Annotated in this window: 13 protein-coding genes; 2 read left to right on the top strand and 11 right to left on the bottom strand. The window is 71.7% G+C overall.

What is annotated here, in order from left to right; all coding sequences use genetic code 11:
- The first annotated feature begins 262 nt into the window (after nt 1–262).
- Entirely contained in the window at nt 263–1,288 is a 1,026-nt protein-coding gene (locus ACZ7SW_RS29605; protein WP_470233851.1) for a quinone-dependent dihydroorotate dehydrogenase, read from the top strand.
- 198 nt (nt 1,289–1,486) lie between these two features.
- Here the strand turns inward: ACZ7SW_RS29605 and ACZ7SW_RS29610 are convergent, their stop codons facing one another.
- The 9 genes from ACZ7SW_RS29610 to ACZ7SW_RS29650 all read right to left on the bottom strand — a co-directional run bounded on the left by ACZ7SW_RS29610 (nt 1,487) and on the right by ACZ7SW_RS29650 (nt 15,170).
- On the bottom strand, nt 1,487–2,785 hold the full coding sequence (locus tag ACZ7SW_RS29610; protein ID WP_470233646.1) for an allophanate hydrolase-related protein: 1,299 nt from the start codon (nt 2,783–2,785) through the stop codon (nt 1,487–1,489).
- A 388-nt stretch (nt 2,786–3,173) separates the two neighbouring features.
- Nucleotides 3,174–4,169, bottom strand: coding sequence for a phage shock envelope stress response protein PspM (pspM, locus tag ACZ7SW_RS29615; protein WP_470233647.1), 996 nt, complete (start codon nt 4,167–4,169; stop codon nt 3,174–3,176).
- A gap of 35 nt (nt 4,170–4,204) precedes the next feature.
- Nucleotides 4,205–5,059, bottom strand: a complete 855-nt coding sequence (locus tag ACZ7SW_RS29620; RefSeq protein WP_470233648.1) for a PspA/IM30 family protein — start codon at nt 5,057–5,059, stop codon at nt 4,205–4,207.
- A 254-nt stretch (nt 5,060–5,313) separates the two neighbouring features.
- Nucleotides 5,314–5,763, bottom strand: a complete 450-nt coding sequence (locus tag ACZ7SW_RS29625; protein WP_182893390.1) for a helix-turn-helix domain-containing protein — start codon at nt 5,761–5,763, stop codon at nt 5,314–5,316.
- Nucleotides 5,764–5,863: 100 nt separating this feature from the next.
- Entirely contained in the window at nt 5,864–6,328 is a 465-nt protein-coding gene (locus ACZ7SW_RS29630; protein ID WP_470233649.1) for a CinA family protein, read from the bottom strand.
- On the bottom strand, nt 6,328–6,975 hold the full coding sequence (gene pgsA / locus ACZ7SW_RS29635) for a CDP-diacylglycerol--glycerol-3-phosphate 3-phosphatidyltransferase (protein ID WP_470233650.1): 648 nt from the start codon (nt 6,973–6,975) through the stop codon (nt 6,328–6,330). Before pgsA ends, ACZ7SW_RS29630 begins: the two co-directional genes overlap by 1 nt.
- The gene (gene rimO, locus ACZ7SW_RS29640; RefSeq protein WP_470233651.1) at nt 6,972–8,420 is read right to left on the bottom strand and encodes a 30S ribosomal protein S12 methylthiotransferase RimO; all 1,449 of its coding nucleotides are present in this window, start codon (nt 8,418–8,420) and stop codon (nt 6,972–6,974) included. Before rimO ends, pgsA begins: the two co-directional genes overlap by 4 nt.
- A 217-nt stretch (nt 8,421–8,637) precedes the next feature.
- Nucleotides 8,638–13,002: an AAA family ATPase gene (locus tag ACZ7SW_RS29645; protein WP_470233652.1), complete on the bottom strand. Its 4,365-nt coding sequence runs from the start codon at nt 13,000–13,002 to the stop codon at nt 8,638–8,640.
- A 119-nt stretch (nt 13,003–13,121) separates the two neighbouring features.
- Nucleotides 13,122–15,170 (bottom strand): acyltransferase family protein, encoded by a 2,049-nt coding sequence (locus tag ACZ7SW_RS29650; protein ID WP_470233653.1) that lies wholly within the window; start codon nt 15,168–15,170, stop codon nt 13,122–13,124.
- 158 nt (nt 15,171–15,328) lie between these two features.
- Here ACZ7SW_RS29650 and ACZ7SW_RS29655 point away from each other — a divergent pair, with 158 nt between their 5' ends.
- Nucleotides 15,329–15,856, top strand: coding sequence for an amino-acid N-acetyltransferase (locus ACZ7SW_RS29655; RefSeq protein WP_470233654.1), 528 nt, complete (start codon nt 15,329–15,331; stop codon nt 15,854–15,856).
- A 6-nt stretch (nt 15,857–15,862) separates the two neighbouring features.
- Here ACZ7SW_RS29655 and ACZ7SW_RS29660 read toward each other — a convergent pair whose 3' ends face one another.
- Nucleotides 15,863–16,270: a hypothetical protein gene (locus ACZ7SW_RS29660; protein ID WP_470233655.1), complete on the bottom strand. Its 408-nt coding sequence runs from the start codon at nt 16,268–16,270 to the stop codon at nt 15,863–15,865.
- A gap of 44 nt (nt 16,271–16,314) precedes the next feature.
- The gene (locus ACZ7SW_RS29665) at nt 16,315–18,876 is read right to left on the bottom strand and encodes a DNA translocase FtsK (RefSeq protein ID WP_470233656.1); all 2,562 of its coding nucleotides are present in this window, start codon (nt 18,874–18,876) and stop codon (nt 16,315–16,317) included.
- Between the last annotated feature and the right edge of the window lie 39 nt (nt 18,877–18,915).

Genomic DNA, 18,915 nt, shown 5'->3' on the forward strand with positions numbered 1-18,915 from the left:
AAAGAACACACACCATCCTACAGCCCTGGACGGAAACCAAGTTGGGGTGTGGGGGTGCTTGTCAAGGCATCTTTCCCGCCTTGACAAGCACCCCAAGACCGTCATCACAATCAAGCTTCGGGGTGCCCCGCACGCACCCGGGCGCAATGTCGCCGCCAGGCGACGAGCCCGCCCCGACCGAGACCCCCCCTGACGCGACCCCCGCCACAAGAACCCCCAGCCACCCCAGCGACCCCGCCCCCCATACGGCAGCATGGACGACGTGCTCTTCGACAGGATCGTCCGCCCAGCGATGTACCGGCTCGCCTACCACGACCCCGAGGTAGTCCACGAACGCACAGTCACCCTCCTGAGCCGCGCGGGCACCGCCCTCCGCCCCCTCTCCAAGGCGTACCGGACCGACGATCCCGCCACCGTCCTGGGCCTGCGCTTCCCCAACCGCATCGGCCTGGCCGCCGGAATGGACAAGAACGGCCGGGCCCTGCACGCCTGGCCGGCCCTGGGCTTCGGCTTCATCGAAGCAGGCACCGTCACCCGCCACCCGCAGCCGGGCAACCCCAAGCCCCGCCTCTTCAGCCTCCCGGCCACCGACGCGGTCATCAACCGCATGGGCTTCAACAACGACGGGGCCCAAGCCCTGGCCGACCGACTGGCCGCGCACGGAAAACCCGCGGTGCCGCTGGGAATCAGCATCGGCAAGTCGAAGGTGACGCCGCTGGACGAGGCCGTCGAGGACTACCGCTGCTCCCTCCGCGTCCTGCACCCCTTCGCCGACTACTTCGCGATCAACGTCAGCTCCCCGAACACCCCCGGCCTCCGTGCGCTGCAAGACAAATCCGCGCTCGCCGAACTGCTGGCCGAACTCCGCAAGACCGGCACCGAACTGGGCGGCGACACTCCCCTGCTGGTGAAGGTCGCCCCCGACCTCACCGACGACGCGCTCGCCGAACTGCTCGAAGTCTGCCTGGACCACGGCGTCGCCGGAATCATCGCGACCAACACGACCCTCTCCCGCGCCGGCATCGCCCCCGCCGAAGCCGCACTGGCCTCCGAGGCAGGCGGACTGTCCGGCCGCCCGCTGACCGAACGCTCGGCCGAAGTGGTGCGCTTCGTCCACGAAAAGACCGGCGGCGCCCTGCCGATCATCGGCGTCGGCGGCATCCTCGGCCCGGACGACGCCCGCCGCATGCTCGACGCAGGCGCCAGCCTCGTCCAGCTCTACACCGGCTTCGCGCTGCACGGGCCCGGTCTGGTCCGCCGCGTCGGCCGGGGGCTCGCCGCCCGGTAGCGGTCGGGCTCGACCGGCGAAACTGCCCAGCCGCAACGTCTGGGCTCCGGCGAACAAACCACCGGCGAACAACCGCTCGGCAGAACCAGAAGGGCGGCTTCGGTCCCGGCCCAGCCGGGCACTGGCACAAACCGCGCCTCACGAAGTCCGGCAGCGCCGGGGCCCGAGTCCGGCCGTGCGCACTCGGGCCCCTCCGCCTCAGCCGGGGAACCGCGGCCCGCCGGTGCTCACGAACCGCAGGTATCCCCGCCAAGACGCGTACCGGTCCAGACCTTCCCCACCCGCCGCGGCCGCTGGTTCGCACAGCACCGCGAGCGGCGAACTCCCGTCCTCCAACTCAACCCGGCCCACCACGAACGGCGCCGCCAAGCCCTCCGCGAAACGGTCGAACGCCGCCGGGGACAGCCGCCAGCGCTCGCCGTCCACCCCGGCCGAGCCGGAGACCACTCCGGGCTGGGGCGGGGTGACACCGTCGAGCAGCACCAGTCGATAGCGCTCCGCGGTCCGGACCAGACCACCGAACCGCGCCCCGTGCAGCTCGTCATGCAGCGGCTGTCCGCACAGATGCGCGCCGAACACCACAACGTCGACGCTCTCGCTCGGGTACGGATCCGGCGACTGCTCGCCAGTCAGCACCGAAGCCAGGTCGATGCCGATCTGATCCTCGAACGCCCGCGTCACCACAGTGATCCCGTACGGCCGCCGGTCCCCCGGCACCGTCACCGCAGCGAGGTCCAGTGCGTTCAGCGTCGCGTCCAGAACGCCAATGGTCGGCAGCAACACCGCATCCAGCTCCGTCAGCAGCGAACGGGCTCCAAGGGCGTCTCCGGCCCCGTAAAGCGCGCTGACGTCCACTGGGACCAGGACAGCACCGGAAGCCTCCAGAGACGCGGCAGCGACGTCGAACGCCCTCCTCGCGGGCAGCGGGAGGCTCGCTTCAGCAGGGATGCCGAGCCGCGGATGCTGTCCAGCGGCGAGGCGCACGTCGGCGGGCCATTCGCGGACCGTCGACTCCGGACCGAGCCCCGCCGCGACGGCCCGCTGGGCGGTCGTGAGGCGATGTGCGGACACCGAGACGGTCGTCCCCGGGATCAGCCCGGGCGTCGGCTTGAGCGTGAGCACCCCGGCGGGGGCGGCGATCTCCCGCTCGGACGAATTCAGTGCCAGGTCGACGATCTCGAGACCGACCGCCGCGCTTTCCGGGTCCGCGACAGTGGTTCCGAGCAGCACCGCACCGGCGTCGATCAGGCGGGCGAGGGCGGGCGGGCCGTCGGAGTCGACCGCGCAGACCGTTCCGGCCAGCGGGAGGTCTTCGCCCGCGTGGACGCGTTCGTCGACGGTCTTCGCTTCGACGAGCACTTCCTCCATGGTGCGCACCGAGACCCAGAGTCCGGGGCGGTCGGCTTTCGCCAGCCGCTCGAACGCGGTGCGGACCCGCTCGTGCGAGCTGGGCGGAGGGACGGGAACAGGATCAGGTTCCGGCGGGAGCGTAGTCACGAGGGCGTCCTTTCCTCGGCGGGATCGGAGGAGTCCACTGTGTACGTCCGGCGCCGCGACCTCAGCCCGCGACGCCGGGCCTGGCGGGTGCCAACACCGACCTCATGGGAAAAACGTTAAACCGCAGACGTTTCCGTCACCAGCAGGATCGGATTACGCGATTGTTGCGGTATGCGGGGGAAACTCACGCACCGTCGCGGCCGAAGGTGTCCCGTTGCGCCGACCGGAATCCCAAACTCGGCCATCAGGACGGCGTTTCCGTCCGTCCGCCGCGATTCCCGGAGTCGGCGCGAAGCAGCGGGCCCGGAGCACATTCACCCCTGGATCGGGCGTTTCGCGGCGGATTACCGCGCCGCGGGACCCGGCAACGGGGCCGGATCAGGCACGGTCAGCCCAGATCTTTCAGCGCCAGCGCCAACCCGGCGAGCCGGTCCGTCGCGTCCGTCAGCGCCTCCCGCGACGTGACCATCCCGTCACTGCTCGCCGCCACCACACGACCGGCCGCGGCGACCAGGCCGCCGTAGCCTTCGATCCCGTCGTCGAGCTGTTCGCGCAACTTCGCCACCGCGGCCTGCAGCGCCGAACGTTCGCGTTCCGGCGCGGAATTGCGGCCCCGTTCGATCGCCTGGATCCGGTCGGCCAGACCGCGCAGCGCACGGGCGGCCTCGTCGGCCGTCGCGCGGGCGTCGGCGACCGAGACCTCCGGAACCGCCGTGGTGCCCAGCGAAGTCGGCACCGAAAGCTGCCGCAGGAGTTCGCGCAGCGAAGCCTCCGACTCGGCCAGCCGCTCCATCGGCTCGCGCGCGGCCGAACCGGCGGCGGGCAGCGGCGGCGGGCCGCTGGGCGCGGCGGGGAGCTCGACCTTCTTCAGCTCTCGCAACCGCAGCGCGGTGCGGACGCTGAACGTGCCGAACACCAGCGTCGCGAAACCGGAGAACACCGCCTGGCCGATCTCCGGCCCGGCCACCGCCCCGCCGAGCAGTCCGGTGGCGGTGAGCACGGTGAGGACCCCGAGCAGGATCGTGACCAGCACCCACAAAGTGAGCACGCGCGAGGTGCGGCGGATCCGGCGCCGGTGCTTCGCGCTCGGCTCGTTCCAGCGCTGCCATTTCGCGCGGACCTCGGCGACCGCGGGCACTTGCCCGGCAACCGTGGAAAACGCCGCGGAAGCCGCGGCCGGGGCCGACGGACGGCGCGGCACCGGCGGCGGCGAGACCGGACCGCGCTGGGTCCGGCTGTTCTGCTGCGGCTTCCCGCCGGCCTCGTCGGCCGGCGGGAAGTACCGCTGCAGTTTTTCCTGGGCGCGCTGGGCGTAGTCGGGCAACCGCTCGATGTGCTTCTCGAGCTTGGCGTTGAACTCGCTGAAGTCCCGCCGTTTGGTCATGCCCGCCGCCCCCTGCGCCGCTCGTGCCCGGCCGGTCAGGCCGGGTTCTTGCCCTGTTCCGCCTGTACGCGGGCCTGGATCTCCCGCTGGATGTCGCCCGACGCGGCGGCCGGCTTGGCCGAGGCCGCACCCGCGGCCGCGCCGCCGTCGGTGACCTGGGCGACCGAGTCGCCGCGCATCGAGGCGCGGATCTGCTCCAGCCGCGAGTGGCCCGCCATCTGGGTGGCCGACTCCTGGACCTCCATCATGCGGCCCTGTACCGAGTTCTGCGCCAGCTCCGCCGAGCCCAGCGCGGTGGTGTAGCGCTTCTCGATCTTGTCCCGGACCTCTTCCAGCGACGGCGTGTTGCCCGGCGCGGCCAGCTGGCTCATCTGGTTCAGCGAGGCGGAGACCTGCTCCTGCATCTTCGCCTGCTCCAGCTGCGAGAGCAGCTTGGTGCGCTCGGCCAGCTTCTGCTGCAGCATCGTCGCGTTGCGCTCGACGGCCTGCTTGGCCTGCGTGGCCGCCTGCAGCGACTGGTCGTGCAGCGTCTTGAGGTCTTCGATGCTCTGCTCGGCGGTGACCAGCTGCGCGGCGAAGCTCTCCGCCGCGGTCTCGAACTGGGTGGCCTTCGCCTCGTCGCCCTTGCTCCGGGCCTCGTCGGCCAGCACGAGCGCCTGGCGCGTCGAGGCCTGCAGCTTCTCGACCTCGCCGAGCTGGCGGTTGAGCTTCATCTCCAGCTGCCGCTGGTTGCCGATCACGGAGGCGGCCTGCTGCGTCAGCGCCTGGTGGTTGCGCTGCGCCTCCTCGATGGCCTGCTGGATCTGTACCTTCGGGTCGGCGTGCTCGTCGATCTTCGACGAGAACGCCGCCATCATGTACTTCCAGAACTTCACGAACGGGTTGGCCATCTCCTCCGCCTGCCTTCTTGCGTCCCACGGGCCCTGAGTTACTTCGGGGCGGGGCGTCGCTCCCCTAGTCGCACAACGTACCGACCCCGGCGTTGGGTTCCATCGTGTCAGGTCGGCCTCCGCCGTTCCAGGCGGCCCCGGGGGAATTCAGGGTCAGCCCTGACCGGCGGTCAGGACCCGCCCGGAAGGGAACCCCGCGCACGCCGACGGCCCCGGGGAGATCCCCGGGGCCGGGCAGCGAAACAGAGCAGGCGTTACGCCGCGATCGTGGACGCCAGCTTCGGCGCGCCGATCGTGGTCCGCAACGTCGTGTTCATCCGCGGAGCGGGCTGAAGCCGCAGGTCGGAGAGGTCGTCGCCGATCAGCTCCGACACCAGGCGGCCGCCTTCGAAGCCGGCCTCGCCGCGGTCGGGAACGGTCTCCCTCGGCGCGGTCTCCACCTCTTCGACCGGGGCGACCTCGACCTTGTCGAGGGCCGACACGTCCGCGGCGACCTTGTGCAGCAGCTCGCCCAGCGGCAGCTCCAGCGCCTCGCAAATCGACGCCAGCAGCTCGCTGGAAGCTTCCTTCTGGCCGCGCTCGACCTCGGACAGGTAGCCGAGGCTCACCCGGGCGGCGCGGGAGATGTCACGCAGCGTCCGACGCTGGTTGGTGCGGGCATGACGGAGCCGATCACCGATCGCCTCGCGCAACAGCACGGTCATCACGCGCCTCCCTTCCCGAACTGGTGCCTCCTACGTTACCCAGAGCGGTACCCCGAGTGCAGGACTTGACACGTACGTACGCCAAGGGCGAACGCCGTTTTCAGTCTAGTTGTTCCCGGAGCAGCGCGAACGCGGCGCGCACCGAAGCGGTCCGGATCGTGTCCCGGTCACCGGTCTCGGCCAGTTCACGCACCGTGTTCACGCCCGGTCCGCTGAGCCCGACGTACACCGTCCCCGGGGCCGCGCCGTCCTGCGGATCCGGCCCGGCGACGCCGGTCAGGCCGAGCCCCCAGGTCGCCCCGCAGCGCTCCCGCGCGCCCCTGGCCAGCTGCGCGGCGACCTCGGGGTGCACCGCTCCGTGCTCGGCCAGCAACTGTTCGTCGACCCCGGCGAGCGCGGCCTTCAGTTCTGTGGCGTACACCACCAGGCCGCCGCGCAGCACCGCGCTCGCGCCCGGCACCTGGGCGAGCGTGGCGCAGACGAGACCGGCCGTCAGCGACTCCGCCGCCGCCACGGTTTCCCCCCGGCGGGTGAGGGCCGCGACGAGTTCGCGAGCCTCGGTCATCAGGATCCCATCGCGCGGCGGCCGGCGGCGCGCAGCCGGATCGCGCGGACCAGGTAGTCGACGCCGGTGATCACCGTCAGCGCCACCGCGAGGCCCATCAGCGCCCAGCGCACCGGGTCCGCCCCGGCCGGCAGCGGCAGCAGATAGGTCACGATCGCGAGGATCTGCGCCATCGTCTTCGCCTTGCCGCCGCGGCTGGCCGGGATCACGCCGTGCCGGATCACCCAGAACCGCAGCAGCGTCACGCCGATCTCGCGCACCGCGATCACGATGGTGACCCACCAGGACAGCTCCCCCAGCGCGCTGAGCCCGACCAGCGCGGCGCCGATGAGCGCCTTGTCCGCGATCGGGTCGGCGATCTTGCCGAAGTCGGTGATGAGCCCGTAGCGGCGGGCGACCCAGCCGTCGACCTGGTCGGTGGCGGAAGCGATGGCGAACAGCCCGGTGGCGATCGCGCGCCACGTGGTGTCCTCGCCGTGGCCGGTGAACAGCGCCACGACGAACAGCGGGACCAGCACGAGCCGCGAGATGGTGAGCAGGTTCGCCAGGTTCAGCGTCGGGACCGGGGTGGCTTCGGGCAGCTGGGCCCCGCCCTCGGAAGCAGCGCGGGGCACGCCCTCGCCCGCCCCGCTGGGCGCGGCACTCACCGGCCGGCGTCCGGCGCCGGGCGGACGACCAGGTCGACGCCGGCGGAGTCGACGACCTCGCAGCGGACGATGTCGCCCACCGCGAGCGGCTTGGTGTCTTCGTCTTCGAGGATGACGCATTCCCCGTCGACCTCGGGGGCCTGGTGCGCGGCGCGGCCGACCGCGTCGTCGCCGTCGGTGCCGTCGTGCTCGACCAGGACGTCCACGAAGGTGCCGATCCGGTCCTCGGCGCGCTGCGCGGTCAGCTCCTCGACCAGCGCCGAGACGCGCGCGACGCGCTCGGCGACCACAGCCGGGTCGAGCTTGCCGTCGAAGGTCTCGGCCTCGGTGCCGTCCTCGTCGGAGTAGCCGAACACGCCGACCGCGTCGAGCCGGGCCCCGGTGAGGAACCGCTCCAGTTCGGCCAGGTCGTCCTCGGTCTCGCCGGGGAAGCCGACGATCACGTTGGTGCGGATGCCCGCCTCGGGCGAGTACTCGCGGATCTGCTCGGTGAGCGCGAGGAAGGAATCGGTGGAGCCGAACCGGCGCATCCGCCGCAGCACCTGCTCGCTGGAGTGCTGGAACGACAGGTCGAAGTAGTCCGCGACGCCGGGCGTGGTCGCGATCGCCCGCACCAGCTGCGGCCGCGTTTCGGCGGGCTGCAGGTAGGAGACGCGGACGCGCTCGATGCCGTCGATCTCGGCCAGGCGCGGCAGCAGCAGCTCGAGCGCGCGGGTGCCGTCGCGGCCGAAGTCCTTGCCGTACGAGGTGGAGTTCTCGCTGACCAGGAACAGTTCCTTCGCGCCGTTCTCGGCGAGCCAGGCCGCCTCGGCGACGATCTCGTCGGGCTGGCGGGACACGAACGACCCGCGGAACGACGGGATCGCGCAGAACGAGCAGCGCCGGTCGCAGCCGGAGGCGATCTTCAGCGCGGCGACCGGGGAATCGTCCAGCCGTGTGCGCAGGACCCGCGGGCCCCAGCCGTGCTGTGCGTGCCCGGGGACCTCGACGTCGGCCGCCGCGGCGGGCCGCTGCACCGGGCTGATCGGCAGCAGCTTGCGGCGGTCGGACGGGGTGTGCGCGGCGATCGCGCGCCCGGCGACCACGTCGTCCAGCCGCGAGGACAGGTCGGCGTAGTGGTCGAAGCCGAGCACCGCGTCGGCCTCGGGGAGGCTGTCGGCGAGCTCGTTGCCGTAGCGCTCGGCCATGCAGCCGACCGCTACGACCTTGCGGCCGGTGTCGGCCGCGGCGAGCAGCGTGTCGACCGAGTCCTTTTTGGCCGATTCGACGAAGCCGCACGTGTTGACCACGACGACGTCGGAGTCCTCCGGTTCGGCGGCCAGTTCCCAGCCGCCCGCGGCCAGCCGGCCCGCCAGCTCCTCGGAATCGACCTCGTTGCGGGCACAGCCCAAGGTCACGAGGGAGACACGGCGGGCGCGAGCGGAGTCAGCGGCTGGAGAAGGCACGACGTTCAGGGTAGCCGTCGCGTCCGGACCGCCCCGCGACGGCGTCGCCCAGTGCGGTGACGCCGTCTTCTGCGGCCGGGTCACTCCGCCCATGCCCGGGGCTCGAGGCGGCACCGGGCTTCCAGTCCGTGAGGGGAACCCTGAGGGACTCTGATTCCCTCAGGGTTCCCCTCACGGACCTGCTGACACGGCCGCCCGGAATAAGTCCCCGAGCGGGTCACTCCGCGGCGGACACGTCCGGAACCGTCAGCAGCGTCAGCTCCGCGTCGTCCAGCGCCTCCAGGTCGACGTCCGGGCCGGCCAGCCGCATCGCCTGCGCCCGGATCGCGCGTTCGAGCAGGCCACGGGCCGAGCGGCCGTTCGCGAAACCGGTGCCGCGGTCGAGACCGGCCATGAATCCGGGCAGCGCTTCGGCGAGCCCGGCGTCGAGCCGGTAGCCCTGTTTGCCCGCCATGGCCGTGAAGATCGCGGCCAGCTGCGCGTTGTCGTAGTCGGCGAAGTGCACGGTGGCGCCGAAACGGGACCGCAGGCCCGCGTTGGCGTCGAGGAAGCGGTCCATGTCCGCCGGGTAACCCGCGGCGATCACGATCAGGTCCTCGCGATGGTTCTCCATCTGCACCAGCAGTTCGGCGATCGCCTCGGACCCGAAATCGCTGCCCGTCCCGGCACCTTGCACCAGCGTGTAGGCCTCGTCGACGAACAGCAGCCCGCCGATCGCCCGCTCGCACACCTCGCGGGTCTTCGGCGCGGTCTGGCCGATGTACTCGCCCACCAGGTCCGGCCGCGCGACCTCGACCAGGTGCCCGGACGGCAGCACGCCCAGCTCGCGGTACAGCTGCCCCATCAGGCGGGCGACGGTCGTCTTCGCGGTGCCCGGGTTGCCGGTGAACACCAGGTGCCTGCTGCGCGCCCCGACCGGCAGCCCGGCCTTGCGGCGGCGGGCGTCCAGCCGTGTTTCCGCGACCAGCGCGCGGACCTGCTCCTTCACCCCGTCCAGGCCGATCATCCCGTCGAGTTCGGCCAGCAGGTCGTCCAGTCCCCGGCGCGGTCCGGCGTCGTCGCTGACCGCGACCCCCGCCTCGCCCGGAAGGTCCGCAGCCACCAGGACGGCCAGCTGGTCCGACGGCGTGTCCGGCGCGGCTGCGAGGCGGCTGGACTGCCCGCTGATCGCGGCTTCCAGCAGGCCGCGCGCGGACCGGCCGTTCGCGAACCCCCGGCCGCGCGGAATGCGGCGGATCGCCTCGGGCAGCGCGGCGGCGAGGTCGGCGGACAGCTCGTAGCCCTGGCTCTTCGCCATCACCGTGAAGATCCCGGCGAGTTCGTCGTTGGAGTAGTCCGGGAACTCGATCCGGCCGGAGAACCGCGACCGCAGCCCGGGGTTGGACTCGAGGAACTCGTCCATCTGCTTGGGATAGCCCGCGACGAAGACCACCAGGTCCTCGCGATGGTTCTCCATCTGCACCAGCAGTTCGGTGACGGCTTCCTTGCCGTAGTCGTCGTTGTCGTCGCGCACGAGGTTGTAGGCCTCGTCGATGAACAGCACGCCGCCCGCGGCCCGTTCGCACACCTCGCGCGTCTTCGGCGCGGTCTGGCCGGTGAACTCGGCGACGAGATCGCCGCGGCCGACTTCGACCAGGTGACCGGAGGGAAGCACGCCCAGCTCGCGGTAAATCTGCCCGACCAGCCGCGACACCGTCGTCTTCGCCGTGCCCGGGTTGCCGGTGAAGAGCAGGTGGCGGCTGCGGACGGCGACCTTCATGCCCGCGTCGCGCCGCCGAGCATCGACGGCCATTTCGTCCACCATGGACCGCACGCGCTGCTTCACCGAATTGAGCCCGATCATCGCGTCCAGTTCGGCCAGCAGTTCGGGGAGACTGCGCCTCGGACCGGAGTCGTCCACCGCACCCACTCCGGACTCGCCGGGCTGGGGCAGGTCGGCGGCGACGAGCGTGACCAGGTCCGCGCCGCCGTCGGTGGTCAACCGGGTCGACTGCTTGCCGATCGCCGCTTCCAGCAGCACGCGCGCGGACCGGCCGTTCGCGAAGCCACGGCCGCGCGGAATCCGGCGCACCGCTTCCGGCAGCGCCGCGAGCAGGTCCGCGGACAGCTCGTAGCCCTGGCCCTTCGCCATCGCGCGGAAGATCCGCGCCAGCTCGTCGTTGGAGTAGTCCGGGAATTCGATCGTGCCGGCGAACCGCGAGCGCAGGCCGGAGTTGGACTCCAGGAAGGCGTCCATCTCCTTGGGGTACCCGGCCGCGAAGACCACCAGGTCCTCGCGGTGGTTTTCCATCTGCACCAGCAGTTCCGCGACCGCTTCCCGGCCGAAGTCGTCGTCCTTGTCGTTCACGAGGTTGTAGGCCTCGTCGAGGAACAGCACGCCGCCGACTGCCCGCTGGACCGCCGCGCGGGTCTTCAGCGAGGTCTGGCCCACGTACTCGCCGACCAGGTCGGTGCGGGTCACCTCGACGACGTGGCCCTTGGGCAGCGCGCCGAGCGCCTGGTAGATCTTGCCGAGCAGCCGGGCGACGGTCGTCTTCGCGGTGCCCGGATTGCCGGTCAGCAGCAGGTGCCGGCTGCGCACGGCGACCTTCATGCCCGCTTCCCGGCGCCGCGCGTCGATCGTCATCTCCGACGTCAGCGAACGGACCCGCTCCTTGACCGCGGCGAGGCCGATCATGCCGTCCAGCTCGGCGAGCAGTTCCTCGATCGAGGATCCGCCGCGCTGGCCCGCCGCGGCGACGAGCGGCTCGATGTCCGGGTGGCCGATTTCGATCCGGCTGCCCGGCATCGCTCCCCGGCTGATCGCCTGCCGCGAGGCCGCGTCCAGCAGCGCCTCCACCGTGCGCGCGCTGGGTTCCTTCGCCAGCGCGGCGAGGCGGTCGCGCACGTCGCCCGGCAGGCCGAACGAGCGCTCCCGGGCGAGAACGTCGAGCAGCGCGGCGGCCTCGGCGGGCCGGTCGAACCGGGGCAGCCGGTACTGCAGCATGGTCTGCACCAGGTCAGGGGCCTCGGTGCGGAGCTGTTCGAGCACCTTCTCGGTGCCGTCCAGCACGATCAGGCGGCAGCTGTCCTGGTCGCGCGCGTAATTGCGCAGCAGCCGGACGGTGCCGGCGGCGTCCTTCTCGAAAAGCGCGTCGACCCGCTCGGCGAGCAGGAGCGCGGAACCGCCGTTCTCGATGTCCTTGACCGTCGCCGGCACCGAACGCTCGACCGGGTCGTCGCCGTACTCGGCGAGCAGGGCGGCGCAGTCGAAGAACTCGGCGGTGTCGAACCCGACTTCGGCATCGGTCAGCGACGCCTTCAGCGCCCGGGTGAACCGGCGCTGGCCGGTGTTCGCCTCGCCCACCAGCAGGATGAACGGATTCGGCTGCTTGGTGCCCGCCGTCATCCGGGCCGCTTCGCGTTTCTCCCACTCGGCGTAGGCCGTTTGCCACTCCTCGTAGGCCTTTTCGTAGCGGGACTGCTCCTTGCGCTGCCACATCCGGTTGCCCGCGGCCAGCAGGTCGAGCGTGACCGACCGGCTGTGCCGCGCCATGTCGCCGAGCATGTTGTTGCCGTTGCCGTCCGAACCCGGCCGTTCCGGCTCGGGCGGCGGCGGTTCGCCGGGGCCGTTCGCGGTGCCGTGCCGGGTGGCGTCCGCCCAGGCGACGACCCGGGTGGCGCGCGTGACGAACTCGGCCATCGACTCGGCCCCGGCGACGAACATCCCTGCCCGGCCCAGGTTCTCGACCCGGATCTGCGGCGGCTGGGCCGGATTCGGCGCCGGGGCGCTCGCGGGGATCGGCGGCGCGGAAGGCGGGGCGGCGGGCGGCGGGCCTGGAGGCGCGAGTGTGGCGGGCGGAGGTCCAGAAGGCGCGGGTGCGGCGGGCGGCGGGTGCGCCGGGACTTGTCCGGACCACGGGCCGCCCTGCGGCGCGGGCGGGAACCCGGGCTGCGGCGGACGGTAGCCCTGCGGCGGGGAAGGCGGTCCGGCGTAACCGCCCGGATTCCCTTGCGGTGCAGGCGGTCCGGCGTAACCGCCGGGGTTGCCTTGCGGACCGGGATAGCCGCCCGGATTGCCCTGCGGTCCCGCGTAGCCGCCTGGATTTCCTTGCTGGCCGGGGAATCCACCCGGATTGCTCTGCGGTCCGGCGGCACCGCCCGGATTTCCTTGCGGTCCGGGGAACCCGCCCGAGTTGCTCTGCGGTCCCGCGGCACCGCCCGAATTTCCTTGCGGTCCGGCGAACCCGCCCGGATTGCTCTGCGGTCCGGGAGACGGCGGCCGGGGTCCCCCGCCGCCGCCCGGACCGGGGTAGCCCTGCTGGCCGCCCGGGTACTGCTGCGGCGCGCCGTATCCGCCCGGGGCACCCGGGGCGGACGGGGCCGGAGCGCCCGGCGGCGGTGCGAGCCGGGCGGCCGCGCGGTAGCCGGGGTCCGCGGGCGGCTGCGTGTACTGCCAGTTCCCGTCCGGCAGCCGCCGCTGCCACGCCTGGCCGGGGACGAGCAGCCATCCGACGCCGTCCGGGCCGGTCAGCGCGGCCGTCCGGCCCGCCGCCGCCTCGGACTGTGCGGCCTGGAATGCGTCCCACCCTGCGCGCGTCAAAAAAACCAGCTCCCCCTCAGGTGCCCGTGCGGCAAGCCCGCCGCCGCCCCATTGTGCCCAACCCGGGACGCTCCGCGACGGCTAGTCGCCGAAGTCGTCCGTTCGCCCCTCGCGCGCGGTCACCACTGCAGGGCGTGTTTGAGCTGTTTGACCGCGATCGGCGCCAGTGTCGTGTTGAACGTCGCGGACGGATGGTTGTCGTCCATGTAGACCAGCACGTTCCCGACGACCGCGCGGCACCGTTTCTGGTCGCAGTAGTAGTCGGTGAAGTCGAGGAACGTCACGTTGCCCGGGATGTCGTCGACCCGCTCCCACGACGGCGTCGCGGCGACCGCGGCCGGGCGCGGAACCGAGCACGCCGCGTCGGTCGGGCTCTTCTGCGCGACGCAGCTGGCCATGTTGAACGCGTAGCGCGGGTTGTCGCGAACGGCCACGACCGGGATGTTCGCGTCGTCCAAAGCGGACCAGACGTCGATGAATCCCTTCGGCGTCGACTCGTGCGGCCCCGGTTTGGCGTTGACCGTGCCGAGCATGACGACCGCGTCCGGGCGGGTGTCGAGCAGCTCGTCGGTGGCGGCCTTGTTCCAGTCGATGCAGGCCTTGTCGCCCGGCATCAGCTCGGAACCCGACGAATACGGGCACGCGCCCTTCAGCATGGTCGTGACCTGCCAGCCGTCGGAGACGACCGCGGGCCGGAAGGCGGCGAGGTACTGCTGGATGTGCGAGTCGCCGACGAGCACGATCCGCTTGGTCGGCAGCCCTTCCGGGCCCTCCGTGCAGATCTCCAGCTCCTTGTTGCGCGAGGACTTCGAGCACTGGTCCGGCGCGATGCGGGCCCAGTCGTCGGCGAGCTTCACCGTGGGCGGCACGACCGGCGGCGACGGCGCGCCGCGGTAGACGAAGCCCTGCGCGTGCGCGACCGCGCCCGGGTGGTCCGGGTCGCCGATGGCGATCTCGTAGTTCGCCCGCGCGCTGCTCACGCCCTGCCAGACGCCGCTCGCGACGAGCACCGGGGCCAGCGCGAGCACGCCGAACCGGTAGGCGCCCCAGTGTTTCGCGGTGCCGATCTTCGACAGCCGGACCGGGTTCTCGATCAGGTGGTAGGTCAGGATCGAGAGCAGGAACGACACGCCGACCACGAACGTGCCGCCGAGCAGGCCGACCGCCGCCCGGTCGCGAACGATCAGGTAGAAGACCAGCACCGGCCAGTGCCACAGGTACAGCGAGAAGCTGAGATTGCCGACGTAGCCGAGGAATTTCGAGCTGAGCCAGCGGTCCGCGCCGAGCGCGCTGCCGGTCTGCCCGGCCACCAGCACCAGGCCCGCCGAGACGGTCGGCCACAGCGCGATCCAGCCGGGGAACACGCTGTCCACGTCGAGCAGGACGCCGCACAGCACCAGCCCGGCGACGCCCACCCAGCCGAGCACGATGCGCGGCAAGCGCGGCAGCGAGACCTGGTCGAGGAACATCGCCATCAGGCCGCCGAGCGCGAATTCCCACACGCGGGTGAGACCGTGGAAGTAGGCCAGCGGCTGGTCGGCCGCGGTGAGGTACACCGAATACGCCAGCGAGGCCGCGAACAGGACGGCCAGCAGCAGGTTCACCGTGCCGCGCAGCGACCAGCCGAGGCGGCGCACGAGCAGGCCCAGCGCGACGAACAGCAGCGGCCACACCAGGTAGAACTGGCCCTGGATGGACAGCGACCAGAAGTGCTGCACGAGGCTCGCGCTGTTGTGCTGGGCGAAGTAGTCCACCGAATCGGCCGCGAGCTGCCAGTTCTCGTAGAACAGCGCCGACGCGACGACCTCGCGGATGGTCTGGAACCAGCGGTCCTGGGGCAGCAGCAGCTGCGACACGACCACGACGGCCAGCAGCACGGTCATCGCGGCCGGGAAGAGCCGCTTGATCATCCGGCCCCAGGTGGCGCGCAGTTCGATCCGGCCGCGCAGCAGCGCCCGGTAGAGCTGGCCGGTGATCAGGAACCCGGAGACGAGGAAGAAGACGTCGACGCCGCCGGAGATCCGGTCGAACCACACGTGGTAGACGACCACCAGCACCGAGGCCAGCGCCCGCACGCCCTGCAGCTCGGGCCGGAACCGGGCTTGCGCGCCCGGCCCGGCGGGAGGGCTGCCTGGTCGTTCCGGGGCCGCCACGGTACTGCCGGACATGCAGGTTCCTCCCGAGGGCCGGTAGCCGGCCAGCGCCCGCCGACTACTGGTCATGTGCGCTCACTAGCTATACGTGACGGCCGCCGCCGTCACGCATCCGGGGTCCCCCGATGGAGCCGCTCGGCGCACCCGGTCCTCGCGGTAGTTATCTTGACCGGGTGCCCGATTCCCGCCCCCCGTCCGTCCGCCGCGCGCGGATCGCCGACGTCCGCAAGATCAAGGCCCTCGTCGACTCCGACGCGGGCCGCGTGCTCCTCGAGAAGGATCTGGTCACGCTCTACGAGGCGGTGCAGGAGTTCTGGGTCGCGACCGACGAGAGAACCGGCGCGGGGAACGAGGCCGACGTGCTCGGCGCCGCCGCGCTGCACGTGCTGTGGGAGGACATCGGCGAGCTGCGCACCGTGGTGGTCGACAAAGCGGCGCGCGGGCGCGGGATCGGGCGCGCGCTGGTCGGCAGGCTCGTCGAAGAAGCCCGCGAACTGGGGCTGAAACGGCTGTTCGTGCTGACGTTCGAGACGTCGTTCTTCTCCGGGCACGGGTTCGTCGAGATCGACGGGGCCCCGGTGTCGCACGAGGTGTACGAGGAGATGCGGCGCTCGCTCGACCCGGGCGTGGCGGAATTCCTCGACCTGCCCTACGTCAAGCCGAACACGCTGGGGAACTCGCGGATGCTGCTCGAGTTCTGAGCGGCCTCAGGAGAACCGGACGAGAATCCGGGCTCCCGACCCGTCCACGGCGGCGAGCTTGACCGTCGTGCCGGCGAAGGTCGTCGCGTCCGGGCCCTGGCGGCCGGTGTGCAACTGGACCGACGTGTGCTCGCCGCGTCCCGGCTCGGTCAGGACCAGCGCCACGACCGCCTCCCCCGCGACGAAGCACTGCCTGCCCGGTTTGCAGCGCGAGTCCGAGACCAGCTGGCGGTAGCGCACGGTCACATCCCGGCCCGCGACCTGTACCTCCTGGCCGGGCGTGAGCGCCACGTTCCCGCCCGGATCAGCGGCGGGCGGTCGCGACGGTGCCTGCGCGACGGCGGCCGTGCCGCCCGCGCACCCGGCCAGCGCGGCGGCCGTCCCGATACCCAGTGCGAGCTTCTTGAGGTCCATGGGTACTGGACGAGCCGGACGCGCCGCCGGGTTGCACGCGCGGCTCAGAAGTCTTCGTCCTCGCCGCCTGCGGGCGAGCCGCCCGCGTCGGAGCCGCCGCGGATCATGAACAGCACCGACTCCAGCTCCTCCGGCTTGATCAGCACGTCGCGGGCCTTCGACCCCTCCGACGGGCCGACCACGCCGCGGCTTTCCAGCAGGTCCATCAGCCGTCCGGCCTTGGCGAACCCGACGCGGAGCTTGCGCTGCAGCATCGAGGTGGACCCGAACTGCGACGTGACGATCAGCTCGGCGGCCTGCAGCAGGACGTCGAGGTCGTCGCCGATGTCCGGGTCGATCTCCTTCTTCTCGCCTGCCTTGGCGCTGGTGACGCCCTCGTTGTAGTCCGGCTGCGCCTGGTCCTTGGCGAAGTTGACGACCGCGGCGATCTCCTCGTCGCCGACGAACGCGCCCTGGATGCGGACCGGTTTCCCGGCGCCCATCGGCAGGTAGAGCGCGTCGCCCATGCCGATCAGCTTCTCCGCGCCCGGCTGGTCGAGGATGACCCGCGAGTCCGTCAGCGACGACGTGGCGAACGCGAGCCGCGAGGGCACGTTCGTCTTGATCAGGCCGGTGACGACGTCGACCGACGGCCGCTGCGTCGCGAGCACCAGGTGGATGCCCGCGGCACGGGCCTTCTGGGTGATCCGGACGATCGCGTCCTCGACGTCGCGCGGGGCGGTCATCATCAGGTCGGCCAGCTCGTCGACGATCGCCATGATGTACGGGTACGGCTGGTACTCGCGTTCGCTGCCCGGCGGCGCGGTGATGTCGCCGGAGCGCACCTTGGCGTTGAAGTCGTCGATGTGGCGGACCCGGTTGGCCTGCATGTCCTGGTAGCGCTGCTCCATCTCCTCGACGAGCCAGGCCAGCGCGGCGGCGGCCTTCTTCGGCTGCGTGATGATGGGCGTGATCAGGTGCGGGATGCCCTCGTACGGCGTCAGCTCGACCATCTTCGGGTCGATCAGGATCATCCGGCATTCGGCGGGCGTCGAGCGGGCCAGCAGCGAGACCAGCATCGAGTTCACGAAGCTCGACTTGCCGGAACCGGTGGAACCTGCCACCAGCAGGTGCGGCATCTTCGTGAGGTTCGCGGTGACGAACTCGCCCTCGATGTCCTTGCCGAGCCCGATCAGCATCGGGTGGTTGTCCTTGACCGTGGTCGGCGCGCGCAGCACGTCGCCGAGGCGCACCATCTCGCGGTCGGAGTTGGGCACCTCGATGCCGACCGCGGACTTGCCCGGGATCGGCGCGAGCAGCCGGACGTTGTCGGTGGCCACCGCGTAGGCGATGTTCTTGGTCAGCGCGGTGATCTTCTCGACCTTCACGCCCGGGCCGAGCTCGACCTCGTACCGGGTGACCGTCGGGCCGCGGGTGAAGCCGGTGACCTGCGCGTCGATGCTGAACTGGTCGAGGACGCCGGTGATCGCCTCGATCATCTGGTCGTTGGCCTTGCTGCGGGACTTCGGCGCGTCGCCGAGCTTCAGCAGGTCCGGCGGCGGGAGCGCGTAGTCGCCCTCGACGGTGCGGGTGACCGACAGCGCGGGTTCCGGAGCCTTCTTCGGCTTCTTCTCCGGCACCTCGGCGGGCGGCGCGACCGGCTTCGGCGGCCGGATCGGGGTGGCCGGCTCGGCGAGCGCGGCGTCGATGTCGAGCTGCTCGCCGTCCTTGTCGGCACTGGCCTGCCGCCGCCGCGAGGGCTTCCGCAGCCGGACGGCCTTCGGGTCGGCCTCGGGTTCGGGTTCTTCGGCGTCGCGCTCGTCGTGCTGGCCCGCCTCGTACTCGGCCAGCTCGTGCTCGTCGAGCCCCCAGGTGCGCAGGCGGTGCGGGATGTCGCGGACCGGCGTGCCGGTGAACACGAGCACGCCGAACAGCAGAGCGAGGATCAGCAGCGGCACCGCGACCCACGTGGTGACGCCCTTGGTCAGCAGCCCGCCGGAGAACGCGCCGAGAATGCCGCCCGCGTACATCCGGCCGTCGTTGGTGTCCGGGAGCGCGGTGAAGATGTGCAGCATCCCGAGCACGGACAACACGACCAGCACCGTGCCGATGACCATCCGCGGCCGGGTCTCCGGACTCGGCTCGGACCGCATCAGCGCCACGGCGACCACGAGAAGCACCAGCGGAAGCGTCACCGCCCCCGCACCGAGCACGGTCCGCGTGGCGACCTCGACGCCCGCCCCGATCGGACCCGCGGCCCGCCACCAGACACCGACCGCGGCGACGATGGCCAGCGCGATCAGTCCGAGAGCGAGCCCGTCACGACGGTGTTCGGCTTCGAGTTCCCGCGTGCGCCCGACCGTGCGGGCGAGCGAACCGATCCCCTTGGCGGCGAGGTTCCAGGTGCTGCGCACCCCCCGCCCGAACGCGCCGGAACTCTTGCGGCCGGCCGGGCGCCGCGCAGGGGACGTCCGGGGCCGGGAGCTGCTCCTGGCCCTGGTGGAACCGCCTTTCGACGACCTGCCCGAGGCGGCCGCCCGAGACTTCGCCGGCGTACGCGAACTACGCGCCGGTGCCTTCCCGCCGCTTCCCGCAGTGCTCCGCTTCCTCGTCGCCGACCCAGCCATGCCCCCACGGTAACGGGCGCGGACCGATAGTCACATGTG

The sequence above is a fragment of the Amycolatopsis sp. NPDC114484 genome, from assembly GCF_055633755.1.

What these genes read in the sequence shown, in the direction of transcription:
- ACZ7SW_RS29625 (WP_182893390.1), bottom strand. Translation starts at nt 5,763, where the DNA reads ATGACCGTGCTGTTGCGCGAGGCGATCGGTGATCGGCTCCGTCATGCC.
- ACZ7SW_RS29665 (WP_470233656.1), bottom strand. Translation starts at nt 18,876, where the DNA reads ATGGCTGGGTCGGCGACGAGGAAGCGGAGCACTGCGGGAAGCGGCGGG.
- ACZ7SW_RS29660 (WP_470233655.1), bottom strand. Translation starts at nt 16,270, where the DNA reads ATGGACCTCAAGAAGCTCGCACTGGGTATCGGGACGGCCGCCGCGCTG.
- ACZ7SW_RS29620 (WP_470233648.1), bottom strand. Translation starts at nt 5,059, where the DNA reads ATGGCCAACCCGTTCGTGAAGTTCTGGAAGTACATGATGGCGGCGTTC.
- pspM (WP_470233647.1), bottom strand. Translation starts at nt 4,169, where the DNA reads ATGACCAAACGGCGGGACTTCAGCGAGTTCAACGCCAAGCTCGAGAAG.
- ACZ7SW_RS29650 (WP_470233653.1), bottom strand. Translation starts at nt 15,170, where the DNA reads ATGTCCGGCAGTACCGTGGCGGCCCCGGAACGACCAGGCAGCCCTCCC.
- ACZ7SW_RS29630 (WP_470233649.1), bottom strand. Translation starts at nt 6,328, where the DNA reads ATGACCGAGGCTCGCGAACTCGTCGCGGCCCTCACCCGCCGGGGGGAA.